The following is a 6984-nucleotide window of genomic DNA, read 5'->3' as shown; positions in this document are numbered from 1 at the left end:
ATCGCAGATACTAACCGCAACTTGTCTAGCATCTTAGGCATCTTGGATGTTAAAGAAGTAGAACACCCAGAATATGGCACTTTAGCTGAAGGTTCAGCTGTAACTTACCGTGCTACTTACTTGATCGATGAGACAGGTAAAGTATTCCACGAGTCAGTAAACGACATGCCTCTTGGCCGTAACGTGAAAGAATATCTTCGTCTTATCGACGCATACACTCACGTACAAAAACACGGTGAAGTATGTCCAGCAAACTGGGAAGAAGGTAAACAAGCTATGTCAGCAACACGTGAAGGTGTAGCTTCTTACTTGTCGATGAACTAAGAATTGCTTTAATAGATTGTAGAGGTGGATTCATTCCACCTCTTCTATCAAAATTTAACTTGCTATGTTACAAGAATTAGAATCAGATAACTTACAAGAAGTTGTAGCCAACAACGACGTAGTTATGGTGCAATATGCAGCATCATGGTGCGGAAACTGCCGTATTATGAAACCAAAATTCAAAAAATTGGCTACAGAAAACGAAAACGTAAAATTCGTAATCGTTGACGCAGAAAAATTCCCTGAGTCAAGAAAGTTGGCTAACGTAAACAACTTACCTACGTTCGCTGCTTTCAAAAACGGTCAGTTGGTAAACCAAGTACAAACAAACAAAATCGACGGATTAATCGACTTATTAAATGAAGTTACCAATAATTAAACATCTTACGGAATTCATCGAGCAGAACGATGCCGATTACGTATTAGAAACTATCGAAACGTTAGAAGCGCTTACTGAAGTCCCTTCTTTGAAAGATGAAGAATTGGACGTCATCGGAGAGCTCATCTCTAACATGTATGGCGCTATCGAGGTTGATAAAATGATTAAAGAAGGTACTCCTAAAAAAGAAGCGCTTAACAAATTTATGCAGCGCGTTTTAGGCTCGATTGATAAATAAAAACAGTTACAATTCCAGTCCACTTATTATTTCCACCATGAGATGTGTATAACTTCGTCATTGTGGAAATTTTTTTTAGCGTTCGAAGATTTAATCTCGCAATTTTATGCTACTTTTATCTTACAGCTGTGAGAACACACAAATGTAGGGGTTTAAAAGAAAGTTCTGCTTATTTGTTTAGATCTTATTCAGGCACAATATTTAAGTAAAAGATTTTTAATTGTTGTTAAAAAAGAGTTGAAAGGTTTTTCAACTCTTTTTTATTTTACGGTTTTCGCAAAAATTAACGTAAATTAATACCAAACCAGCTTAATGTCACTATGCGAAAAACTATTAGTCCTCTTTTTTTCATCCTAATAGCCTTTATTTTCGGTCTTTCTACAAAAAGTTTACAAGCACAGCAGTCGGTTGTAGACATAGCCATCAGTCTGCAGAAACTTAACCATCTGGGCTCAGTTATGTATTTTGCGGCACATCCGGACGATGAAAACACTAAGCTTATCGCTTGGTTGGCCCGCGAGAGGAAGTTCAAGACGACCTACCTGTCCCTGACACGTGGCGATGGTGGACAAAACCTTCTGGGCACAGACCTAGGTATCAATCTGGGTATTATCCGCACGCAGGAACTGCTGGCAGCTCGTCAGGTAGACAAAGGCGAACAGCTGTTCTCCTCGGCCTATGACTTCGGCTTTTCAAAGACTCATGAAGAGACATTTAAGTTCTGGGACCATGAAACTATATTGCGTGAAGCCGTATGGCTCATTCGCAAGTACCAGCCGGACGTAATCATCACACGCTTTCCTCCGGACCCAAGAGGGGGACATGGCCACCATCAGGCTTCGGCCATCTTGGCCCACGAAGCTTTCCTAGCCGCAGCAGACAAAAACAAATTTCCTGAACAACTAAACAAGGTAAGCACCTGGCAGGCCAAACGGCTGGTATGGAATACAGCCAACTTCGGCGGACAAAACAATACCTCGGACGACCAGCTGAAAATTGACATAGGACATTACAACACCTTATTAGGTCAATCGTACGGAGAAGTGTCAGCACAGAGCCGCTCCCAACACAAAACCCAAGGCTTTGGATCTGCATCCTCAAGAGGCACTTCCTTCGAATATTTCGATCACGTAGCAGGAGAAAAAGCAAATACCGACCTCTTTGATGGCATCAACACCTCTTGGAGCCGTATCCCTAACACGAGTGCCATACAGCAACTGGTAGACAAAATAAACAAAGAGTTCAACTTTCAGAACCCGCAACAGTCTATCGCCGACTTGGTAGCATTAAAAAAACTGCTGGAAGGATATACCTTAGACAAAAAATACAGTCAGCATGCTAACCACGGCTTCTGGATTGCACAAAAACTTAAAGAAGTCGAAGAGCTTATTTTGGCATGTAGTGGCTTCTGGGTGGACGTGTACTCAGCACAAGCTTCCTTTGTGAAAGGTACAAAAATTAATGCCACAGTGGAAGCCATCGCTTACGCGAAAGATATAGAGGTAGAGATCGTCTCCATCGACGGCAAGACCATACATCAAAAACTGCAGTCCAATAAACTCTGGAGAGACAATATAGAAACCTCCTATGCAAAAACGACGCAGCCTTATTGGCTTGTCCAACCTCACTCCCTGGGACGCTTTGATATTCCTTTAGAAGTGGTAGGACACCCTACAAACCCCGACAAACCTCAGGTCAAGCTGATCGTAAAAGTCGAAAACACAAATATTCACATCGTAAAAGACATACACCATCGCTTTGTGGATCCCGTGAAAGGCGAAGTACACAATCCTATCGTTATCCTTCCAGCAATGACGGCAGAAGTGTCTTCCAGCCTTGCTCTGAGTACCAACCAACAGGCTAGGCAGATAGACATCACTTTCACGCGGCACGACCTACTGCGGAGCTCCTTTAATGTCAAAGTAAACCAACCAGAAGGCTGGAAAGTCGAACCATCTACTTTGGAATTGGATTTTGGAGCCAGCGACAAGATCACAAAAACCATTAACCATAGCACCTACAGGAAAAAACAGCAAAAAGGGAGTCGTTACATTCTCCAGCAACGAAGAGAAGCTTTGTTATATCAAAACACTGGATTACGACCATATCCCACAGCAGACATGGTTTCCAACGACGGAAATCATCTGCCAAAACCTCCAGCTGGAAAACACGGTACATCATGTAGGATATCTCGCCGGTGCCGGTGACCTTGTGGGTGAATCGCTAAAACATATAGGCATCAAAGTTTCCAACCTGACAGAAGCAGACCTCAACAACCCTTCCTCCTTAACTCAATACGAAGCCATCATCGTTGGTGTCCGCTTTTTCAATGTGATCAACAACAGCAGTCAGCTCCTAGATAGGCTGTTGGAATACGCAAATAATGGCGGAGTTGTAGTGTTTCAATACAATGTAAACACAAAACTGCTGACGAATAGGTTAGGCCCTTATCCTTTTCAGATTACCCGGGACCGTGTTACAGAAGAAGACTCACCTGTTTCTTTTGAGCGACAGGATAAAGCCTTCTCTTTTCCTAATCGCATTACGGAGTCCGACTTTGAGGGATGGATACAGGAACGCGGACTTTACTTCGCTAGAAATATTGACAAAAGATACCGCACCCCGTTGCGCATGCACGACAAAGGAGAAGCGCCTCATGAAGGCTCCTTACTGATATGCAACTACGGAAAAGGTAAGTTTGTATACACCTCGTTGGCATTTTTCAGACAATTACCAGCCGGAGTGCCCGGAGCTTATAGATTATTTGTAAATTTGTTAGCAAACGAAAATTAATTATTCAGTATATGGAAAATCAAGTTAATGAGCAGCCTTTGAACGTTAAAGGACTTATTTTGTTAATCGGAACTATTTTAGGTGCATTGATCGCTTTTGCTTCTTGCGGTTCATTCCTAAGCATTATTGGCGGTCTTATCGGCGGATTGATTTTCGCTGTTTTCTTCATAACCGTATTGCTACCATATAAAGAAAGTGACCGATAGAAGAATGCCATGCAAGACGACTAACTGGAGACAATGGTATATTATTAACATTGTCTGGTTAGCGCTTTGCATTCTATTAATGTACTTCTTTACGATACACTTCTCATGAGTATTATCGACTGGATAGTACTATTTGTAACCCTGCTTTTGATAGTTCTCTATGGGATCTACAAAAGCAGGAATATTCGTAATATAGACGGTTTCCTTCTTGGTAATAGGGAGCTTCCTTGGTATAATGTGGGGTTATCCGTGATGGCCACCCAGGCTAGCGCCATCACCTTCCTTTCCGCTCCAGGCTTGGCTTACAGCTCGGGAATGAGCTTCGTCCAATTCTACTTCGGTTTACCTCTGGCAATGATAGTACTGTGCGTGACCTTTGTCCCTATTTTCCATAGGCTCAAAGTGTTCACCGCCTACGAATTCTTGGAAAAACGCTTCGATATTAAGACGCGTTCACTCACAGCTTTTCTCTTCCTCATACAGCGGGGGATTTCCACTGGTATTACCATATTCGCACCTTCCATCATTTTGTCATCCATATTACATACGGATGTCACCTATACCACCCTATTTATAGGTATGCTGGTGCTTTGTTATACAACATATGGAGGAACAAAGGCTGTATCCTATACCCAGCTATTACAGATGTCCATCATCTTTGCCGGCATGCTAGCTGCTGGCATAATGGTCGTCCATCTTCTTCCGGAAGATATAGGCTTTACGGATGCTCTACATATTGCAGGGATATCCGGAAAGACTAACGCCATAGATTTGACACTGGACTTAAACAACCAGTATACCGTATGGACAGGACTCATAGGAGGCTTCTTCCTCCAGCTGTCTTATTTTGGTACGGACCAAAGCCAGGTTGGACGCTATCTTACCGGCTCTTCCATCCGCGAAAGCCGCATGGGCCTTATTATGAATGGTCTGCTGAAAGTTCCCATGCAGTTCTGTATCCTTCTCATAGGAATTCTTGTTTTTGCTTACTATCAGTTTAATGCCTCACCTCTATTTTTCAATCCGGTAGAGGTCAACAAACTGGAGCAAAGCATCTATAAGCAGGACTTTGATGCACTCAAAATCCAACAAGAGAAGCTGACACAGCAACGCATTGCTGCTCTGCTCAGTTATCACACCGCCTTAGACAAGAAAGATTTACAAAGCGTAGAGGTTTCCAAAAAGCAGATTCAGGAAATCAACACCAAATCGCAGGAACTACGCAGCCAAACTGTAGAGCTGCTGAAAAAGAATGACGCCAAAGCCGAACTGAACGACAACAATTATATTTTCCTCAATTTCGTCACGAATGTATTCCCTAAAGGTCTCATAGGTCTACTGGTAGCTATAGTCATGCTTGCCTCCATGGGTGCCACCTCCAGCGCCATAAACTCTTTGGCCTCCACCACAGTGATAGACATCTACAAAAGGCTTATCCGTAAGGACGCCTCAGATGATAAAGTTTACTTGAAAGTTTCACGTCTAAGCACCTTAGGATGGGGTATATTCACCATCATCGTAGCCCTTTTTGCCAACAAGCTGGGCAACCTGTTGGAAGCCGTAAACATTCTAGGCTCTCTCTTCTATGGCACCATCCTTGGCATTTTCCTCGTGGCTTTCTATTTTAAACGTATTGGAGGAAACGCCGTATTCTGGAGTGCCGTGATTAGCGAATTCATCGTCGTGACAATCTGGTTGGCAGACATTATAGCCTTCCTTTGGTTGAATGTTATTGGGTGTGTGTTGGTAATCCTTATGGGATACCTTTTAGAATATGCCTTACCTCAGAAACAGGGCGCATCCCAATCCTAATAGTATTTTCTGTAAAGGTCATATAGAATTGCAATATCACGTGGTGTGAGAATGCTATTCACCTCCGTCTGAACAAACCTGCGCTTAAAAGCACGGATAGCTGCCTCAGGATTAGTCATGTCATATCCTATTATCTTCAGAGCATCCGTAGGATTGAAATTTGCCGGCGGTTGTGGCAGAAAGTCTTCATTATACCATATTCCGAAGCCTCGCTCTGCAAGCTTTTTCCACGGAAAAAAGCTGCTAGGGTCATCTTTCCGCGTAGGAGCTATATCGGAATGCCCAATAAAGTTTGTTTGAGGAATATTATATTTTGTCTTTAATGTATCCAGAAGAACAAGCAGAGCTTCAATTTGTGGCTCAGTGAAAGGCTCTTTACCGTTGTTGTCCAGTTCTATCCCTATGGATACTGAGTTGATGTCGGTAATAGTGCCCCATTTGCTCTTTCCTGCATGCCAAGCCCTGTCAAATTCGTTGAGCATCTGAATCACCTGCCCATTCTTGCCGATGACATAATGGGCACTCACTTTTGTATGTGGAAGCTGAAAGGTGCGCACAGTCTGGGCCACACTGTTTTGCGCCGTATGGTGGATTATAACAAAGTTTGGCTTCCTATTGTCATAATGTATAGCGGGAGCCCAATCGGCTGTCTTATTTATTCCAGACAACCGCTCTTGCAGTCTTTTCTCTTCCGGCGTTAACACTACAGGCTCATCTATGGAGTCTATACGTGTCACAGCAGATATTTTTAGTGTGTCTGCCGGAAGGAGGACAGTATCTTTCAACGTATCCATAGACAAAGCCATCTTAGCTTCCGGCACTATATTTACTAAAGCCAACTTCTGCTGCGACGCTCGCTGTGATGAGCCACAGGCACCCAAAAAAGCAACAAGAAAAATCCCTACACCCCACTTCACCATTCTCATATTGTATTATTTATTTTATTATCGAGGGAATGAAAATAATATTCCCAACGCCAAAGCTTGACTGTACTGTACTTTGCTACTTTGATCGGAATCATATAAAACCACTCCTGTTGCGGTCACATTGACAAGCTTGGTTACCTTTGCTGTCAGTGTCACGTCCAAACGGTGGTTAGGGTCGCTAAGTTCCTTATAGTCAGCAAAGAGATTGTATCTTGACTTCAAGTTCAGATTTTGCGAAAGGTTGCGGTCTAGGTTTGCTGATAAGCTGAAAAGCCAAACTTCATTACGTACTCGCTTCCCTGGTTC

Annotated in this window: 7 protein-coding genes and 2 pseudogenes; 7 read left to right on the top strand and 2 right to left on the bottom strand. The window is 43.0% G+C overall.

The features are described from left to right. The 7 genes and pseudogenes from SD31_RS11320 to SD31_RS11295 form a co-directional block, all read left to right on the top strand. Nucleotides 1–324 (top strand): annotated as a pseudogene (locus SD31_RS11320) (peroxiredoxin); the annotation flags it as partial. A gap of 64 nt (nucleotides 325–388) precedes the next feature. Next, nucleotides 389–703: a thioredoxin family protein gene (locus SD31_RS11315; RefSeq protein WP_039054198.1), complete on the top strand. Its 315-nt coding sequence runs from the start codon at nucleotides 389–391 to the stop codon at nucleotides 701–703. Beyond that, a complete protein-coding gene (locus SD31_RS11310; RefSeq protein WP_039054197.1) occupies nucleotides 684–941 on the top strand; it encodes a DUF6952 family protein in 258 nt (85 codons plus the stop codon). The genes SD31_RS11315 and SD31_RS11310 overlap by 20 nt, the downstream gene beginning before the upstream one ends. A gap of 320 nt (nucleotides 942–1261) precedes the next feature. Then, nucleotides 1262–3148: a PIG-L family deacetylase gene (locus tag SD31_RS11305; RefSeq protein WP_052258990.1), complete on the top strand. Its 1887-nt coding sequence runs from the start codon at nucleotides 1262–1264 to the stop codon at nucleotides 3146–3148. A gap of 4 nt (nucleotides 3149–3152) precedes the next feature. Beyond that, entirely contained in the window at nucleotides 3153–3734 is a 582-nt protein-coding gene (locus tag SD31_RS17535; protein WP_052258989.1) for a hypothetical protein, read from the top strand. Between the two features lie 11 nt (nucleotides 3735–3745). Then, nucleotides 3746–3940, top strand: coding sequence for a hypothetical protein (locus SD31_RS11300; protein ID WP_039054196.1), 195 nt, complete (start codon nucleotides 3746–3748; stop codon nucleotides 3938–3940). 105 nt (nucleotides 3941–4045) lie between these two features. Then, entirely contained in the window at nucleotides 4046–5752 is a 1707-nt protein-coding gene (locus tag SD31_RS11295; RefSeq protein WP_039054195.1) for a sodium:solute symporter, read from the top strand. Here the strand turns inward: SD31_RS11295 and SD31_RS11290 are convergent. After that, entirely contained in the window at nucleotides 5749–6672 is a 924-nt protein-coding gene (locus SD31_RS11290) for an N-acetylmuramoyl-L-alanine amidase (RefSeq protein WP_231561502.1), read from the bottom strand. The two genes, SD31_RS11295 and SD31_RS11290, sit on opposite strands and share 4 nt — an antisense overlap. 24 nt (nucleotides 6673–6696) lie before the next feature. Beyond that, a pseudogene (locus SD31_RS17530) lies at nucleotides 6697–6984 on the bottom strand (hypothetical protein); the annotation flags it as partial.

Source organism: Sphingobacterium sp. T2 (assembly GCF_000814685.1).
Lineage (GTDB): Bacteria > Bacteroidota > Bacteroidia > Sphingobacteriales > Sphingobacteriaceae > Sphingobacterium > Sphingobacterium thermophilum.
Note: the sequence above shows the minus strand (reverse complement) of the source record. Positions and strands in the feature narration are given on the sequence as shown.